Annotated in this window: 18 protein-coding genes; all 18 read right to left on the bottom strand. The window is 51.6% G+C overall.

Features of this window, described 5'->3' with window-relative positions; genetic code table 11:
• Position 1: 1 nt before the first annotated feature.
• Positions 2-133: a hypothetical protein gene (locus G445_RS11870; RefSeq protein WP_306718267.1), complete on the bottom strand. Its 132-nt coding sequence runs from the start codon at positions 131-133 to the stop codon at positions 2-4.
• Positions 134-193: 60 nt separating this feature from the next.
• Complete coding sequence (locus G445_RS0101875; protein WP_022865878.1) at positions 194-706, bottom strand: hypothetical protein; 513 nt, start codon at positions 704-706, stop codon at positions 194-196.
• 18 nt (positions 707-724) lie between these two features.
• Positions 725-1,378, bottom strand: coding sequence for a hypothetical protein (locus tag G445_RS0101870; RefSeq protein ID WP_022865877.1), 654 nt, complete (start codon positions 1,376-1,378; stop codon positions 725-727).
• A gap of 240 nt (positions 1,379-1,618) precedes the next feature.
• Complete coding sequence (locus G445_RS0101865; RefSeq protein ID WP_022865876.1) at positions 1,619-2,692, bottom strand: hypothetical protein; 1,074 nt, start codon at positions 2,690-2,692, stop codon at positions 1,619-1,621.
• Positions 2,673-3,161, bottom strand: coding sequence for a hypothetical protein (locus G445_RS0101860; RefSeq protein ID WP_022865875.1), 489 nt, complete (start codon positions 3,159-3,161; stop codon positions 2,673-2,675). Before G445_RS0101860 ends, G445_RS0101865 begins: the two co-directional genes overlap by 20 nt.
• Positions 3,162-6,482: a tape measure protein gene (locus G445_RS0101855; RefSeq protein WP_022865874.1), complete on the bottom strand. Its 3,321-nt coding sequence runs from the start codon at positions 6,480-6,482 to the stop codon at positions 3,162-3,164. It abuts the gene before it with no gap.
• Between the two features lie 15 nt (positions 6,483-6,497).
• Complete coding sequence (locus G445_RS11395) at positions 6,498-6,839, bottom strand: hypothetical protein (protein WP_156825520.1); 342 nt, start codon at positions 6,837-6,839, stop codon at positions 6,498-6,500.
• Positions 6,797-7,360: a hypothetical protein gene (locus G445_RS0101850; RefSeq protein ID WP_022865873.1), complete on the bottom strand. Its 564-nt coding sequence runs from the start codon at positions 7,358-7,360 to the stop codon at positions 6,797-6,799. Before G445_RS0101850 ends, G445_RS11395 begins: the two co-directional genes overlap by 43 nt.
• 110 nt (positions 7,361-7,470) lie before the next feature.
• Complete coding sequence (locus G445_RS0101845) at positions 7,471-8,016, bottom strand: phage tail tube protein (RefSeq protein ID WP_022865872.1); 546 nt, start codon at positions 8,014-8,016, stop codon at positions 7,471-7,473.
• A 52-nt stretch (positions 8,017-8,068) separates the two neighbouring features.
• Positions 8,069-8,482: a hypothetical protein gene (locus tag G445_RS0101840; RefSeq protein ID WP_156825519.1), complete on the bottom strand. Its 414-nt coding sequence runs from the start codon at positions 8,480-8,482 to the stop codon at positions 8,069-8,071.
• Positions 8,460-8,840, bottom strand: coding sequence for a hypothetical protein (locus tag G445_RS09175; RefSeq protein WP_022865870.1), 381 nt, complete (start codon positions 8,838-8,840; stop codon positions 8,460-8,462). Before G445_RS09175 ends, G445_RS0101840 begins: the two co-directional genes overlap by 23 nt.
• A gap of 2 nt (positions 8,841-8,842) precedes the next feature.
• On the bottom strand, positions 8,843-9,130 hold the full coding sequence (locus tag G445_RS11865) for a DUF6093 family protein (protein ID WP_026420863.1): 288 nt from the start codon (positions 9,128-9,130) through the stop codon (positions 8,843-8,845).
• Complete coding sequence (locus G445_RS09170; RefSeq protein ID WP_022865869.1) at positions 9,124-9,576, bottom strand: Gp19/Gp15/Gp42 family protein; 453 nt, start codon at positions 9,574-9,576, stop codon at positions 9,124-9,126. Before G445_RS09170 ends, G445_RS11865 begins: the two co-directional genes overlap by 7 nt.
• 17 nt (positions 9,577-9,593) lie before the next feature.
• Complete coding sequence (locus tag G445_RS10705; RefSeq protein WP_022865868.1) at positions 9,594-10,475, bottom strand: phage major capsid protein; 882 nt, start codon at positions 10,473-10,475, stop codon at positions 9,594-9,596.
• Positions 10,476-10,509: 34 nt separating this feature from the next.
• Positions 10,510-11,040 carry a hypothetical protein gene (locus G445_RS0101810; RefSeq protein ID WP_022865867.1) on the bottom strand — a complete coding sequence of 177 codons (531 nt, stop codon included), beginning with the start codon at positions 11,038-11,040 and terminating at the stop codon, positions 10,510-10,512.
• A 66-nt stretch (positions 11,041-11,106) separates the two neighbouring features.
• Positions 11,107-11,439 (bottom strand): hypothetical protein, encoded by a 333-nt coding sequence (locus tag G445_RS0101805; RefSeq protein ID WP_022865866.1) that lies wholly within the window; start codon positions 11,437-11,439, stop codon positions 11,107-11,109.
• Positions 11,440-11,634: 195 nt separating this feature from the next.
• Complete coding sequence (locus tag G445_RS10700; RefSeq protein WP_022865865.1) at positions 11,635-13,098, bottom strand: VG15 protein; 1,464 nt, start codon at positions 13,096-13,098, stop codon at positions 11,635-11,637.
• The gene (locus G445_RS0101795) at positions 13,049-14,431 is read right to left on the bottom strand and encodes a phage portal protein (RefSeq protein WP_051126980.1); all 1,383 of its coding nucleotides are present in this window, start codon (positions 14,429-14,431) and stop codon (positions 13,049-13,051) included. Before G445_RS0101795 ends, G445_RS10700 begins: the two co-directional genes overlap by 50 nt.
• Positions 14,432-14,439 lie beyond the last annotated feature (8 nt).

The raw sequence follows: 14,439 nt of genomic DNA, 5'->3' as shown, positions 1-14,439 counted from the left end.
TTCAACACGCCTTCAAAGCGTGGTTTTTTTCGGGGTCGTCCCAGTGATGCACAACAATCGTGTCGATACTCCTACCCTCACGCCCCGGCGTGAAAGCCCTCGCATCATACTGTGTAATATAGTCGTAAGCCATAATGAATTTTCCTTTGTTTTTTGGGTATAAAAAATTTTTGGATATAAAAAACCACCCGCGTTAGGCGAGTGGCAAGTTAAGTTTTTCGTGGGTGCGTGGCCAATCTTCGGGCGGGGGTGGGTCTCGTCGTTCAATATGGGCGCGTAATTGTTTGGCGTAATTAATGAGCCCCTCACGGTCTAGCATTAAAAGGCGTATCATTTCGGCTTGTTTCTTACGCGCCTCCTGTTCGCCCTCTAACTGTTGCTGTGTGTCAGCTAGGCGGTTTTCTGTTTTCACCTGCCTATCGTCCAAAATCTGGATACGTTGAGCCTGGCTAGATACCGTGATTTGTAGCGCTTCGACGGCTTCCTTAAACCCTATATAGGTGGATTGGATAGCGTCCATTTCCGCCCGATAGCGGTCTAGGTCGGTTTTTTGAGCCTCAATCTTATAGGATTGTGCGCGGGTCTTCTCCTCCAAGCGCGCCGAATCGCGGTCACTACGGCGTTTCACCCATTGAGTCGCAAAAACGCCGAGTACGCCGATAAGAGCAACAATAATCGTTGCATCTATCCCGATTTGCTCTAACATTTTTGTTTGTCGCCTCCTTTATGCGATTTTCGCAATCGTGACGCGCCCGGAATCAACCCACCACGCATACCCCGTCGCGAAATACACGCCTAATTCAATACGAGACCCCGCTGGCATATACTGTGTTACAGACAACATCATCTGCCCGTTACCCGAGGTTTGCGACGAAAAATATTGCCCGTCCATGGTCGCGGTGAGTTGATACCACTGTGCTTCACCGTTTCCCCCTTTTGACGCATACGCAGAAAGCGTATACACACCAGCCTCCGGCACAGTCAAATAGCGCGCATCACTGGAGAGTTCCCACCCGGCTGTCACCAGATTAGAATCTGGTGACGAAAACGCTAACACACGAGACACATAACCGGCCAGTGGCACATGCCCCTCCACATAGTCGATACTCGATTTCCATAAAGGCATGCGCCCTGCCAAACGCTCCGGATGGCTTGTTTTAGTACGCACGATAAACAACGCACCCTGTGACGTGTCCCAAAAAAACAAAGGAAACACTTTCGAGGGTAGCTTCCCATCCTGGCATATCGCCGTAATCTCAGACGAGCTATCTACCGAAATTACGTTATGCAAGGACTGCCCAAAGTCAGTTAAAGCTTTTTGAATATCCGACGCCTCCCCCATCGACGGAATCACATGTTTTAAAATCGTCGTTTCCATACCCTTTTCTCCTATCTCGTCCCAATCACATAGAGAGGACGATTCACCTCATCGACGAGGCACGCCACCGTCTCGCCACTATAGAACTCACCTAACGCGTAAGGCACCCTGAACCTTTGACCACCCCAAGAAAGAATTGCAAGCGATCGATCATCAGAAAACCCGACAAGTTTAAACCGTCGCACTGGGCGAAATGTAGACTCGCGCCTCCCCGCCCCGTAATACCCTAAAAGCCCCATATTATTGTTTTCCACATGCCACCTCGATAGTCATAGTAGGAGAATCAACCACCCACTCTAGGCCAACAACAACACCATTAAGACGAGTCTCACCCGTCGTAACGTTAACAACCGTATCCAGATTCAAATCCCACGTTGTGACCGCCTGGATACGGGCAACACGGGCATAACGTGTTTTCGTAGCCAAAATGTTTTCTGCCACCGCTTTCGCCTGTGCATCATTAAAAATTGCGTCATTTGTGACCTCCTCAGATATCCACCCGTAAGTGAGAGGGGAAAAATCGCCCGTCGCGACCGCTTCTGACGCAATCTCCCCATCGTCCTTGCTTCGTGTTTCCTTACCCGGCGGAGCGCCCGTTGCCCGGACAATCACATGGTTAGGCACCTCAAGTTTGCTAAACGAGACAGGTACATCAACAAGCGTGCCATCGTCCCCATCAGTGAGATATATGTCTGGTGTTTCAACCTGAGGGGCTTTTTTCAGTATCGCCCCATACGAGTCACAGCGAAGCACACATTGAGAGGCCTCCAACAGTTCAATAACGTTTTTTGCAGGGTCTGTGCCGGCCACCCATTTTTCTGGCACCTGGTTTACACCCACGCCTTGGGAAACCGAAAACGGAATATTGTGTTGACGCACTATTGTTTCAACCAGGCTGGAGCACGGTAGCGACCGGGATTGTTGTGTCGGGTAGGCAAGTTTGCGGCGTTGCAGGCGGGAGAGCACCCCATGCCCGGATAGTTTGAGAGCCGTTTCGTCTGCCTCCCATGTTTCCAGGTCACACCACGGGGACTGTACCGTAACCGAGTCCGTAAACGACTGGATTTTCCATACAATCGCCCCGGTTTGACCGCAACAGGCAAACCAATCGCTAGGGATGCTCGGGATGACCGTTTTCCCGTCAACCGTGCGGGGAATGGTCACATCTAGCACATAGTCGGCTAGCCCGTTTTCGAGTGCCTTGTAGGCGATACGCGAACCCGGTAGGAGAGGGAATAGTTTTTCCTCCCGGTTCGTATTCCGCACCTTCAAACCTGCCTCGATACGTAAATACTTATTGTTGGTTGACACCATTTTTTACTTCTTTCCATTTCATGCCCGTTAGGATTTCCCACCTGAACGGCGGATAGTTACCCCATGTTACTTTGGGTACGGAGGCGACCGTGTCCGGGTTTGAGGGGGTACAGTCAAGCCTCCAAACGTTACGGGCTTGCGTGACCCCTCCCAATGTTTGCCTGGACGCATTGGTTACCCACGCCCACTGTTCTTTCGGAACATCACATCCGGGAATGGTGCAGTCTTCGTGTGTGATGCCGATAGGCACACCAGATTCCAGCATGTCCAGAAACATATCAGTGTGGGTAGCGTCGATATGTGCGGTGAGCTTAAAGGCTCCCGCTTGAGCGGTGAACGCCCGAACAACCGGGTAGCGTGCCCCTATGGGGTATACGGTTTTCACTTGCAGGCCGTTATCGACACTGTGGGGGGCTACCCAGTCGAAAGGGATTACTTTCCCGGCTTTCGTCATAAATTCACTAGCCATTTAGCCTCCTACAAGTTGAACTGCCCGGCGATGCGCTTGAAGCCTGGCAGTAATCCTGCCATCAATCAACTGGCCATCTATACCGATCGTTCCCGTGATATGTGCGCCCTCCAGATGGAAGCCTTCAGGGAAGCTGAAGCTTGGCGAAGAATTAGCCGGGTTTTTATGCAAGGATGCACGCCAGGCATACACCGCGTTTTGTCCCCCCGCCGCTCTCACGTCCTTAGCAGACAACACATGCTCACCACCTGAAAGACGAGCAGGAATCTTGTCCGCGGTGGAATGTCCCACTCCGTAGACGGCTCCCCCCGCCATATATCCTTTCACTGGATAGATAGCCCCGCCCGTGGCACGTGCCTGTTCCACACCCACCGGGATAGTCACAGACTGTGAGCGAATCCAGTTCCGTATCGCCTGTATTGGCTCTCGTGTTTCGTCTCTTACCCCTACGGGCAGTTTCGGATTGTTTTTTTCGATATCGGCCACAGTTTTTTGTGCCCGTGCGAGGGCTTCATCCGGGTTGGCCGTGATTTTCACGCGACCTTCCTTAGAATTAATATCCCCCATGAGTGCTAGCATCGCGGCTTCGGCTGGGTGGTTGTTGGCGTCTAGGGTGATAATCCCTGTCTCGCTTTTTACCGCGCCCAAAGACAACGCCAGCTTCTCTATAGCCGGGTTATTGTTCGCATCGATAGTGAGTATCCCCGAGTGGTCATTCCTAATTGTTGTCAGGAAATTATTCAGCGTTGCTTGCCCTTCCGCAGTGTTCACATCAATCGTGATCACTTGGGAGGACATGGACGAGATCGCCCCAACCTGCATTTTCACCTGTTGCAACTGGGCATCCGTCAACCCCAAAGGGGCAAGGGCACCCACCCAAGCCTGATTAAAATCACCAATCTTAGCGTTAATGTCAGCTTGTGACGCGTCCTGTTCACGCATGTTCGTTAAAACCCGTTCTTGCGCGGACGCAATTTGAGACAACGATTCTAGAAGCCCTCGGCTACTGCCTGTAATATCCACGGCCCCAGAGGCATCGAAGGCAATAGTTCCCCCGTTATTTAGCGCGTCGTTGACGGATTTCACGGCATCCTGCAACGCAAACGCAACATCGATAGAGGAACGCATGGCTTGGCGTTTCCTATCGTATGCGTTTTTCGCGGCGTCTACCGCAGAGGCTTCACGACGCGCGGATTCGCCACTAGCATCACTAGCTTTCTTTTGCGCTTCTTGCTCCTTGCGGGCTTTCTCGACACTTTTCCGCATGTTCTGGAAAGCCCCCATAGTACGCGCAGCATCCGTCCACGGTCTCCCCATGTCGTATTTAAAATTGGGATCAATAGAGTTCACGGTATCTTCAAACTCTCGCATCCCTTTTGTTCCACGAGATGCCATGAGGGCGACTTGCTCCAGCGTGAGCCCATATTTTTTGAGGGCGTTTACGGTAGTGTCATCTTTCCAGACTTCACCAATTTTAACCGCTCCCAGCTTCGTAAGAGCCCCAGAGTATCCAATAATTTCTTGCGTTGCTGCTTTCGCTGCCGCCGCGGTTTTCCGTGATTTTTCCGCGTCCCGCTCCTGGGCTTTACTTAGCAGAGTGAAAGCGGCGGCCGCGCTACCTACTGCTAAGCCAAGGGGCGAAAACACTGTTGCCGCTAAACCGCCCAGCCGGGACATGACGCCACCAGCCTGCAACGAGGCTTTCCCTAAGCTAGAAATTGCGGGCACGGGACTGTTCGCCGCCAGAACCTGGAAGGTTGTAGCGAGCCCAAACCCGGCACCCCGCAAAGCCGTGAACCCCTCGATAGCTGTTTTTATTACCCCGCCCATGGAGGTGAGCGGGGATTTCAGCAACACGAATGTTGCCACAGCCTGCAAGATAGGGCTGGGAATGCTAGCCACCGCATTAGCCAGTGCGGAAAACACGGTGACCAACGGGGGAATCACAGTGGACACAATCGGAAGAATTGCCTGAGCAATACTACCTACAGCCCTGCCTACCTCCACGAGGATACGCCCGAAAGCCTCAATCGCTGGAGACGCCGCCACCACTACACGGTTAACCAAGTCACCCAACATCCGCGCAACATTCGCAAAAATAGGAATAAGGGGCTGGCAAGCCCGCACAACCCCCATTAGTGCTTGCCGGGCTTGTGGGGACGCTAAAACAAGTGCACCCAGCCCCGCCGTTAGCGGGTTCACTGCAAGCCCCAACCGGGAAAGCAAGATACTGTTAGCTCCCATCGCGGAAAGCGACGCGGCCACCCCAGCCAGGGGAGCTCCATACCCAGAAAGGCTTTTTAGCCCATCAGCGACTTTCCACAAATCAATTTTTTCGATAGCCTTTTGGACGATAAGGAGTTTTTCATTCAACGGGGCCATGACTTTCTGCCAGGCTTCCCCAATTAAGGGACGCGCTTCAACGAGTTTGCGTTGCACCACGCGAATAACGTCAGCCACCTGGTTCGTAACGCCAACTAGCATGCCCCCACCAGACTTAGAAACCAGCGGTTCCATGAGAGCCGCGGACATGTCACGCCTAGCCGCCTTTACACGGTCAACCGCCCCACCAAACTGTTCTTTAATTTTCGTGGTAGCACCCGCATATTTCGCGCCCATAGATTGTGCGAGGGCGTCCAATGCCACATCAGCGCCTAAGGTGCCTTTCGTGATACTTTCCCGAATTTCCGTGCCTGTTTTACCCATCGCGCTGCCGATAAGCTCAGCCGCGTTGATGCCGCGCTGTCCAAGCTGCATGAGATCCTGGCCGGTGATTTTACCCGCGGATTTTATTTGTGCAAGGACGAACGCGACATCGCCAACCATTTGCCCGTTACCGCCAGACGCCGCAACCGCGTTTTGAATAGCATCCAAAGTGGGCAGGACTTTTTCCGCTTCATACCCAAACGCAAGCATTTGTTGCTGTGCTGTGATGAAAATGTCTTTACTGAACGGAGATTTTGTTGCGAACTCGTCGAGTTTATCCATCTGCTTATTCGCTGCTTCTAGACCGCCCAGCATGGCAGAAAGAGCTGCGCGACTGTTTTGTTGCAACCCATTATAGGAAACACCCACTTGAGCAACTTGTTTTCCCAGCCCGATAGACGCAGCTACCGTCGCATTAAGGACGTTACCGGCAACCACGCCAGCTGTTTTCGCTGCCTTCCCTAACCCCGCCCACGTTTTATTCGAGGCTTTGTCCAACGCGGATTGACGGGAAATGAGGGAAGAAGTGGCAGACCCGGCCTCACCTAACGCCTTCTTGTACCCATCGACTTTAGCCGAAATGGTCACGTTAATATTACGATTTTCCCCTGCCACTATCCATCTCCTGTCTTATTTCCCATCATCTACTACATACGCAGATAAGCCCTCTGGCGGATTCGGGTGTGCCCGCCGGTATCTGCCCAACTGGACGCATCCTTCACACCAATGTTCTTTTACCGTCAAATGTCCTTCAATAAACTTTTCGCCCGTGCGAAGCAAAGAATGGCCACACCCGCCACACAAAGATTTTTCATAAACAATCACGGCTTCCGCCAAGCGTTTATCCACCTCGCTCCACAATCCATCCCACGCCGTATTAAACCACTTTGTGGGGCGAACCTTATATGTTTGCGCGGCTTGAAGGCCTGCTAGGATTCCTCCCCATTCTGGGCGGGTGAGGGCATGCGCCAAAAAACCGAATCGGGGCCAAGGGACGCTAGCGAAGTTGATACGGCTTCTTCTGCCGTCGTTAAAAGGCTTCTTTCCTGGACGCTCCCGATCGCATCCAAAAATTGACGCACCTGTTCACGTGAGGATAGTTTCGGGAAAACCATTGCATCTAAAAGGAAAGCCGCCGCGTATTCTTCCGCGTATTCTTCTGGAATTCCTTCCCCCTGAGCCACGATATTATCGTAGTCTATCCCGTTTTCTTCACAGAAAGCGCGCACGAACGCCGTATATTTATGTATGGATGGAGCGGAGATTTCCACGCGAAGCCACGAATCTTTCAACTTATCCTGCAAGGCTTTGAATTCTTTTTCCAGGCTTGTCCCACCCACATAAGTGGTTTTCGGAGTATCTTCACGCAATTTAGACCGCACATAATCTAGGCGGGCTAAAAGCGCCCTATCCTTACACACATCAACAAACCGCGTTTCCTGGGTACACCCAGAAATAAACTTTGCTAAATCAAACGTTTTCACATCAAACATGACGCATTCCCTATTCTCTGTTGGCTAGGTTGTTGGTTGTTAAAAAGTGGTTGAGGGGACGCCAACCAACATCACGCCACCCTCAACCACATAGGCCCACCTAAAAAAATTTAGGCGGTAGTCGGAAGTTTCACCGAATGATTAAACACACCCGTCGGAATCAACTTATTCGTAAACGTAGCATCCTCATCGTTCTGGTCCGTCTTATACTGCGGATAATCCGTCTCAAAACGGTAAATTTCGATGGTCTGCCCCGCCTTAAACGCTTCACTTGCAGGAAGTGCGGAGGCCGGATCAGTCGCCACCCCACCACGGCGAATAATATCGCCCACTACCCCAGGTTGGGCGAACGCCTTAGCCGCGCGAAGGAAAGCACTGTTTTGTTCAATTTCGGAAACGTCAGCCTCCCGCCCAAACGTGAACTCGCCATTATAGTTCCCTGCCCCGCGCCTCTTAGCTTTTCCCTTAGAACACAGGTAACGTTCGCCATCGACCATGTCGGATTCTTCCATGCCGAGCGTATACCCGGCGACGATAGCGCACGTAATATCCACTGCTTTCGACAGTTCCGCCATTGTAGGCTTTTCGACGTCTTTAAACCCGCCGGGAAGCCACGCAATTTTTGTAATATCCGTATTCACCATGACACGACTCATGACTTAACTCCTTAAAAAAATATATGTTTTTATATGTACTCGTTCAAAGCGTTTACGCCCGAACCCTAAATTGGCTTACCACCGTGAAAACCTCATGCGAGGCAATACCTGGAGCATCAGTTGAAGCCCGCTCCACAAGATGCTCCACGCGAGACATGTTAGGCACCCGCAAAGAAAGAAGCCCGTCACGGATCAACCCGGCTACATGCCGAGCCTCACCACCCATACGAGACACCGGCATACCCGCACCCGACCGGACAACCACCATCGTTTGAAACGTCAAATCCTCACGAACCGCGTCACCCGATACGTACCCGAAAGACTTGATTCCCGATGGCATCGTCACAATCACATGCACGACAGGGCGGTCTTTCAAATTCACGGCAGGAACCCCATCAAACACTTTCACATCCCCAACACTTTGCTGAATAACAGCAAACAGCCTATTTGGGAGAGATTCGTTCAACCACATCACCTACCGCTTTCACAAACCGGGGAATTTCCTCATCTAAAGCAGGGTTTAAATGAGGCATACTCCCAGACATAGGGCTTCCATACTCGAACAAATGCCCCAGGTTGCCTTGACCACGCGCCCGAGGGCCTATCTCCGCACTCAAATCGTCCACCATGTCAAAGTCGATAGTGGACGGATATTGAGACGTGTATTTCCCCCGGGTTTGTGCTTGGATTTTCGCGCGTGCATCACGCTTAATATTCACTGCACCCTTTTTCACCACCTGCGATATGTCCCGCACAACACTATGGCGTCGCCCGTTAATGTCTCCAGCCAGTTGGGAAAGCTCACTATTCTCCACGTATGCCATGCCTATTCCACGTCCTCAATCTGATACCTCATAGAGGTCTGTTGAGTCCCGGAGGACTGCCCGCGAATCGTGAATGTCTTTCCCTCCACTAAAACAGTGTCCCCCCGCTCCAAGAACGAAACATTATAGGGAACATGTAGCGTGGACAGATGCAAAGCAGTGGATGCCCCACTGTCAGCCATGATCGCACTAGCCGGCGTCGTGGAACGAACCCGGCATTTGCCCTCATAAACAAGGGTTTCTTCTCCTGTATAGTCATCGGCACGAACCACTTTACACGTGGTTACCATGCGTTGTTCGGCGACCAGTCGCCCCCGGTGGAGCGCCCCGTAGTGGTAAACCATAGCCTGTTGTCCTTTCTATCCGGGATAGTAGAGATGGAAAAAGCGCTACTAGCGGTTTCCCCCAGGGAAGGATCGAGTAGCGCCCATTCTTCGTCAGTAAGGAAGATTTCCCCCCGCGCATAATCCGCGCTGAGCCGATAAGAATAATCGTCTATTTGTTCCGACGTTTTCCCGTCCGGGTTAGCAAGTTTCCGCAGAACTGCTCGACATTCAACAAGAATCGCGGTGCGCCGTTGAATAATCCCGTTGTGCACCCGCGTATAGTATGCGGGGATGCGCGACTGGATTACTACAACGACATCATCGAGCCACGCCTCCACCTGTTGAGCGCGGATAGCATCCAATGGCGCGCCGAACCGTTTTTCAACGTCTTTTACTGTAGCGAAAGCCACCCATCCCCCTCACCTATTTACCTACCTGTGGTTGTCGTCCCGGTGGTGAGCTGGACAAACGCGCCCAAGTCACGAACACGGAACCCAACCTCAATCTCGGCGCGGAGCGCGAACATGTTACGCTCCCACAGGTTAATCTGTGTACCGTCCGTATCAGTCAAAGATGCCTCACGGGCAATATCAACCTTCACGCCTTCAACAGTGCCAAACACTGCAGCATTCTCAAAGTCACCCGCGATACCAAGAATGCCCACCTGGCCATTCGGAAGGTCATAAATTGGGCGGCCAAAGAACCGGCCAATCTCACCCACATCAGTAGCGGAAGGCACGAACAGAGGACGCCCAGATGTATCGGTTGCCCCCATAAGGAGCGCCTGGAAAGCAGGAGTGCCAAGCCAAGCTGACACCTTAGCGTCGTTAGCAGCCACACCAGAATAAGCCTTCACCATATCCGCATACGCAGAGGCGGACTTAACCGGCACCTTCGGAGCATCAGCCAAAGTATCGAAATTATCGCCAGGCTTACCAACAGCGCCCATCACGGTCTTATCGAAAGCTGTAGAAAGAGCGTTCGGCAGGCGGCGCGCACACTCATTGTAAAGCGCGTTAGCGTCACGGGCGAACTCGTCAGAGAACGGCACAATAACGGCCAACTTGTACGGCGTAATATCTTTAGCACCGAAAGTCGGGCGGGAAACCGGCTTCTTATCCGTTTCGTTCACCCACTTGGCTTCAACATCGCCCGTAATCGTGGGGATGGTAATCCCAGGGCCAGGAAGCTGAATATGACGTGTAGCCGCCATGATTGCAGACTCTTTAAGCGTCTTACCCCAAATATCTTGGGATACTTCCTTGGGAAGGACAACGCCGGAAGTTTTACGGAAAATATCAACACCCATTCTTATATTCCTTTCATCAGGGGTATCTATCTTTTTATCGGGCAAGCTTGTTTAGACTATCCCCGAACATTTCGCCCAAGGACACCGGGGGCTTGCCTTGTGTACCCTGATTTGGATCAGGGCGCGGAGCACGAGGCCGGCTTGTTTCGGCCAGGCGTTCCGCAAGTTTTTTCGCTTGAGCCTGGATAGTTTTTGCGTCTGTACCGTTGAGGAACTCCACCAAATCCATTGGTAGGCCGTGTTCCACAACAGCTTTATAGCGTTCGGTATCCAGGTGTGCAGAGTTAAGTTCTGTTGTGAGTTCGCTATTTTTTGTTTCTAACTCACTAATGGCTTTCGCGTGGGTTTCTTCAAGTGACACGATTTTGCCGTTCGCTGTTTCTACCGCCTTTTCCAGCTCAGCAACCTTATCGGCGTTACCGCCTGTTTTTTCGTCCGCGGCTTCCGTCGTTTCGGTAACGTCAGTAGTTTGTTCGGGCGCGGAATTATCCACCGTGCTGTTACTACCGCCCTCTGCGGGCGTATCGACATAGCGTAGTAGCAAGGGGAATCTTTGTTTAAACATTTTTTCTCCAATAATTTCGGGTACAAAAATACCCCCTACACAAGTAAGGGGTATTTAATTTCTAATCTAAATCATTAGTTCGGCGTGGGGGTAATAATGCTCAAGATATTGCTCAACTACATCAATCGTTCCCCACGTTGTTGCAGTCTCACCACATTTTCTAAGCTCAACCAAAGCTTCTTGGATATATTGTAAGGGGATTTTTATATCTTCCGCATGTGCAAAAGATAATGTTTCATACAAAACATTGAATAAGGATTCATCAAGAAGGCTCCCTTCAATTATATCTAAACCCAGGGCAGTTCTTTCAGCCCAATAAAAAACAACACGAGCAAGAGACTTGCCTAGGACGGGCTCATATTGTTCTTTAACAGACCTTAAGTCTTGTATTCCTGCCATCCTCCCTCCTTCCATACCGCATATTTTCCACGCTCCTTTTTAATAACGCCGTTTCCTTGACGTGGGTAAAAACGAATGGAGCGCTTAGGGTGGTGTACATTCATTTTTAAGACTATATCAACACCCCTATATTCACCAGTGATTGTCAGATTTCCTTTTACCCCAAAATTGTAAGAACCATTTTTTAAAATGCTTCTATATGATTGGCGAATATCGATTTCTGTCCAACTTAGAAGCCCGTGACACCCCACCAGCACCAGCTTGCAACGTAAACAATTCAGGATGCAACGCACGCAACTGAAAATCCTTACCCGACCACGGAGCCAAATACCGCCTGAGCTCAAGACGATAATTCGTTTCCGCCCACGCCACATCCTCCTTCGTCAACGGCTCTAACTGCGCCCACTGGCGTCCTTTCTGGATACCCTGCTCACGGGCACGCTCCCACGCACGACCAGAAGCATACGGATTCTTTCCCCGCAACGCCTCCTCATAATCCCTTGCCGCATCCAAAAGCCTACGTTCACGCACGGTCGCAACATACCGAAACTCTTCACGAGTCAAACCATCCCTACTACCGGCTTGTAGCGCTTTCACCACAGTATCCGAAGCAGTCCGAGCCTTCCCGCCCTTACCAAACTGACCATACCCAAACTTGTTCCCGCGAATACTCCCGCCAGGAACCTGACCAGCCGGAAGAATATAGTGATAACTTTCAAGCAATTGCAAATAGTTTTCCCGACTCCCGCCCCTTTGTAGATTAAGCTCATAAAGTCCCCGCGGTGTGATCCTGGCGAACCCACCGCCATGTTTTCCAGCATACCCACGCCGTGAAATGCCCTCCCAGGTGCGCCTTTTGCCCGGAACATTGATATACAGGCTACTTTGACGGGAAGCGTTGACAACCTGATACATGTCAGCACCAGCCCGGATAGCCTCAGCATTCCCCACACCAAACACCCGGTTTTGAGTTTTTTCATCCAACGACTCAAAATACTCATACGGGTCGAGAACTAGGCCCTCTTGCACTGCGCCCGCCAACTGCTTTTGGTTACAAGGCACATGCACACAATCACACTGCGGATGACGCTCAAACCCCTGATTCCACGCATAACGCCTACCTGCTAGCAACACACAAAACATGCACGACGGCGGGTTCAACATACGCACATAGCCGATGCCCGGGCGCGTAAGAATATCGAGATGTTCCACATCGCGCGCCACGCTACGGATAGATTCCGCACTAATCGACTGAAGATAAGAGCGTGCACGATCTAACGCCTTATCAGCCCCCAAGCCTTGCCCTATCCGCTTTAACGTATAAGGAACAACGCTATTAACGGCTTCGACAAGGGTGTTCCCGTAGGGTGCCCACCCCGTAAAAGCCTCAACATTCACGAACGCCTCCGCGGGCTCATACCCACCCGTTTCAACCAAAACACTTGAACCATAACTGGCAGCGTCGATAGCTGTTTCACGTTGAATATGAGAAAGCCCCACCACCAAATCGGGCAGAGCTTCCGTAAAAGATTCGCGAATAAAGCTCGGGTTAACCGATTTTATCGTCTCACCGGCAAGAACAAACGCATCAACAGTCCGAGCCTGTATTTTACGGTAATGAGCTACTGCTTTCTTCGGCAGATTCTGGGAATTCGCCATACTTCGCTAACATCCTCCCACCAATACCGGAAAGTTCCTGCTCCTCAAAATACTGCCTTGAACGTGCCTTCCGAGCCTCATTCCAGCCCAGCTCATCTTGAGCATCCTCACGAGAAATTACTGCGACACCACCCGCGAGCTTCTGCAGCGCGTCAGCCCGCTGAGAATAGGTAGGCGTCCCGGGATCCACCCACTCGACGCGCACCCCATTACCTGTAGGCCACTCGTCAAGGGGATTCACTATTTTCGTGGCAATATCAACCACCCACGAGATCGCTTTACCCACCTCAAGGTTATTCCGCTCCACAGTTTTCACCAGGCGCGCCTCCTCCGCACGGATAGCACCCTCCGCTACGGGGTTCGCACTAAAATTCCCGAAATAAGACGCCGGGAAACCCGTCACCGACGATGCAAGACGCCCATACATTTGTAACGTCGCATGATAATTAGATAAATCCGCGCCCGGCAGTTGCCCTATCTTCGCCGCAGTGTTCACCGTCGACCAAATCTCCGACATGTAAGATTCCCACTTCGTGGTAGGCTTCCCATCCCGGCCAACAAAATCGTCGGGCGACAACCCGATAGCATACCTGCGAGGAATAGCCACAGTTTCAAGAGCCAACTGCATACCCGTCAACGCACGAGAAGCCATATCCGCAACCGGAATAATATTAGCCATCTCACTTATCCCGTTCCAGTCGCCTGTAAGCTGCCGGTTTAGCCCCATCACTATAGGGACGCGCCCAAGCCCATGATAATCAGCGTCCGCAATTTCACGCCGACCATTCACCGTATGCACCTGATATGTGGCATCAGGAAGATAGAGCGAATATGAGGCGTCTTCTACAGAGCTAGGCTCACCGCCACGATAAATTTTCACAGCTGCTGCAATTTCACGGCTTACCGGGTCAACCTCCACCCGCATATCAAGCGGGGACGCAACCGACACCGCCGGAATATCACTATCTTTACTGGCACCAACGAGGAAAAACGCCCGCCCAAAAATCAGCTTATCGCGGGTAAACATCGCCACCTGCTGATCCATCGCGTTCGCTTCAAACACCCGGTTCGCGAAAGCGTCCGCACTATCAGATTCGCGATTAATCAACGTGCGAACCTCGCTACGCTCTGCGATAGCTTCCACCACCACGGACGGCCAATTAATCACCGTCTCTAAGGCACGCAAATTTTCAGGAACCGATAGCCCGATAAAATCGAGCGATGATTCGCCACGATAATATTTATCCAGCTCAAAATCAGAGTATTTCCCGGCACGTTTACGCAAATCCCGTACAAGCCTATCCCCAACACGAAGCACCTCAGTATTGTCCATTTTTCACA

The sequence above is a fragment of the Actinotignum urinale DSM 15805 genome, from assembly GCF_000420445.1.
GTDB classification, from domain to species: domain Bacteria; phylum Actinomycetota; class Actinomycetes; order Actinomycetales; family Actinomycetaceae; genus Actinotignum; species Actinotignum urinale.
Note: the sequence above shows the minus strand (reverse complement) of the source record. Positions and strands in the feature narration are given on the sequence as shown.

Coding starts and splice junctions, on each gene's coding strand:
- G445_RS11870 (WP_306718267.1), bottom strand. CDS start 133: ATGGCTTACGACTATATTACACAGTATGATGCGAGGGCTTTCACGCCG.
- G445_RS0101875 (WP_022865878.1), bottom strand. CDS start 706: ATGTTAGAGCAAATCGGGATAGATGCAACGATTATTGTTGCTCTTATC.
- G445_RS0101870 (WP_022865877.1), bottom strand. CDS start 1,378: ATGGAAACGACGATTTTAAAACATGTGATTCCGTCGATGGGGGAGGCG.
- G445_RS0101865 (WP_022865876.1), bottom strand. CDS start 2,692: ATGGTGTCAACCAACAATAAGTATTTACGTATCGAGGCAGGTTTGAAG.
- G445_RS0101860 (WP_022865875.1), bottom strand. CDS start 3,161: ATGGCTAGTGAATTTATGACGAAAGCCGGGAAAGTAATCCCTTTCGAC.
- G445_RS0101850 (WP_022865873.1), bottom strand. CDS start 7,360: ATGTTTGATGTGAAAACGTTTGATTTAGCAAAGTTTATTTCTGGGTGT.
- G445_RS0101845 (WP_022865872.1), bottom strand. CDS start 8,016: ATGAGTCGTGTCATGGTGAATACGGATATTACAAAAATTGCGTGGCTT.
- G445_RS09175 (WP_022865870.1), bottom strand. CDS start 8,840: ATGGCATACGTGGAGAATAGTGAGCTTTCCCAACTGGCTGGAGACATT.
- G445_RS11865 (WP_026420863.1), bottom strand. CDS start 9,130: ATGGTAACCACGTGTAAAGTGGTTCGTGCCGATGACTATACAGGAGAA.
- G445_RS10705 (WP_022865868.1), bottom strand. CDS start 10,475: ATGGGTGTTGATATTTTCCGTAAAACTTCCGGCGTTGTCCTTCCCAAG.
- G445_RS0101810 (WP_022865867.1), bottom strand. CDS start 11,040: ATGTTTAAACAAAGATTCCCCTTGCTACTACGCTATGTCGATACGCCC.
- G445_RS0101805 (WP_022865866.1), bottom strand. CDS start 11,439: ATGGCAGGAATACAAGACTTAAGGTCTGTTAAAGAACAATATGAGCCC.
- G445_RS10700 (WP_022865865.1), bottom strand. CDS start 13,098: ATGGCGAATTCCCAGAATCTGCCGAAGAAAGCAGTAGCTCATTACCGT.
- G445_RS0101795 (WP_051126980.1), bottom strand. CDS start 14,431: ATGGACAATACTGAGGTGCTTCGTGTTGGGGATAGGCTTGTACGGGAT.